We start from the raw sequence: 1,684 nt of genomic DNA, 5'->3' as shown, positions 1-1,684 counted from the left end.
GTAAGACTTTTAGACCTTTTGTCAATCAAAAAGCACTGGATCTGGGAGTGATCGGGGGGAAATTTAGGCACTTTTTCCCTGAAAATTAGGTAATTGGCCACCTCAAAACTGGTAAAACCCCACACCCCACACCCTGCCCCCAGGAAAAACTTTTTGCCACAAACCCTACTTGGTGTTGTTTTTGGCCCGTTCGATCTTGCCTGCGATCGCATCCAGCCTTGCTTTGATTCTGGTCATCCACTGGTTAAACTCGGCCGACTGCCGGTCGATATCTTCCTTCCGTAGCCTTATCTCTTCGGTTGTTTTTTCGTGGGCTTCTAACCGGATATTTAATTCTGCAATCATCATTGCCTCAAGTATCTATTGGTTTGTTTATTTGTTAGGGAGGAGGCATCTCATTTGTGCAAGTGAGTAATTATACTTGTCGATGAAACTTGCTTCTAGCAAGGCTTTCAAAATAGCTTGACATAAAACTTAATTTAGGAGTTACAAAGGTGAGATGCTCCCGATCGCTTTTAACATATTGCAAAGATAATCGCTGTAACCAACTCTCTTTTAGTCCATCTTCAATATCATATACAGACAGCGTATTACCGGGATTTTGTAAAAGAGAAATTATTCCTTTGGTCACACCGATGAGATTAGTTGTGAATAGCATATAAACTCTCCTAAGTCAGAAAAAAGAGTTAGAATAATCGAAAAAACTGATAACCAATAACTGAGAAAAACTACTCCTTATAAGGATCGTACTGAGTCAAGATCCGTTCTAACTTTACTTCGTCAATGCGATTAATTAAGCGTTTAGATTCTTCGACATCGCGGACAGTTTTTGATAGATTAATGGTGGAACCGACGCTAAATAGTAAACCCATGCCTAAATAACCTTTAATCCACGGATCTACCGGCAGATAAATAACTCCTAAAGAAGTGGCAGAAATAGAGACAATAAAAGATAACCAAGTTTGAAAAATCCACGCTTGAGTATGACTGGGAGCAGTACCGTATTTTTTATCGTTCATAATCGTCTCCTAAATGTTTCTGCACCCATTCTGTCGGTTCTAGAGGTGCAACAACAATGAGCGCTATCTAGTAGGGGGAGGGTTGAGAACTGGGGTGAATTGGGGTGAAGTGGGGTGAAGTATCAAGTATAATCATTGTCAGAATCTAGGACCAAAAAGATGGAGATTAAACATCTGAAAATTTGGTATTCTTGGGAAAAACAAGAACAAATGATCGAGCACTTGGTGGGGAGAGTGGGATTAACCCGGGTGCGTGCCACTTGTTTTCTGCGTCTTTGGATTTATGCGATTGCCAAGGAAGGACAGGTAAAACCCCCTTTATCCCAGTTAATTTTTCCCACCACTGCCATTATCTGTACCCATCGACAAGCATCCGATCTATTTTATCAGGATCAAGACCAGGGCAGCGATCGCTCTGCCGGTATGATGTTAGATAAATTAGCAGCCCTTGGTTTAATCGAAAAAATTTTTGACGGCAACACAACCAGAATTAAAATCAAGCCAATTACGGGGATTTTAGAGCCTGATAGCTCGGAATCATCTGTAGAATTGCAATTAGATCAATTTAATCCCCGTTGTGATGCGATTCCTGTGGCTAACTTGCTGACACGCAATTATAACTGGATGAATCGCAATGCTGAGGCAATTCCCCATCGCATTTCCCG

General features: G+C 41.3%; 3 protein-coding genes and 1 pseudogene. 1 reads left to right on the top strand and 3 read right to left on the bottom strand.

Annotation, left to right across the window (positions count from 1 at the left end; all coding sequences use genetic code 11):
- Nucleotides 1–165: 165 nt before the first annotated feature.
- From PX481_RS08420 to PX481_RS08410, 3 genes are all read right to left on the bottom strand, one after another.
- Nucleotides 166–348, bottom strand: coding sequence for a hypothetical protein (locus PX481_RS08420; protein ID WP_002758041.1), 183 nt, complete (start codon nt 346–348; stop codon nt 166–168).
- Between the two features lie 67 nt (nt 349–415).
- The gene (locus tag PX481_RS08415; RefSeq protein ID WP_002758040.1) at nt 416–658 is read right to left on the bottom strand and encodes a hypothetical protein; all 243 of its coding nucleotides are present in this window, start codon (nt 656–658) and stop codon (nt 416–418) included.
- A gap of 70 nt (nt 659–728) precedes the next feature.
- Entirely contained in the window at nt 729–1,019 is a 291-nt protein-coding gene (locus tag PX481_RS08410) for a YiaA/YiaB family inner membrane protein (protein ID WP_002758035.1), read from the bottom strand.
- Nucleotides 1,020–1,178: 159 nt separating this feature from the next.
- Between PX481_RS08410 and PX481_RS08405 the strand changes: the two are divergent.
- A pseudogene (locus PX481_RS08405) lies at nt 1,179–1,684 on the top strand (hypothetical protein); the annotation flags it as partial.

The sequence above is a fragment of the Microcystis sp. M53603_WE2 genome, assembly GCF_030065435.1.
This window is presented reverse-complemented; position numbering and strand designations above follow the sequence as displayed.

What these genes read in the sequence shown, in the direction of transcription:
- PX481_RS08420 (WP_002758041.1), bottom strand. Translation starts at nt 348, where the DNA reads ATGATGATTGCAGAATTAAATATCCGGTTAGAAGCCCACGAAAAAACA.
- PX481_RS08415 (WP_002758040.1), bottom strand. Translation starts at nt 658, where the DNA reads ATGCTATTCACAACTAATCTCATCGGTGTGACCAAAGGAATAATTTCT.
- PX481_RS08410 (WP_002758035.1), bottom strand. Translation starts at nt 1,019, where the DNA reads ATGAACGATAAAAAATACGGTACTGCTCCCAGTCATACTCAAGCGTGG.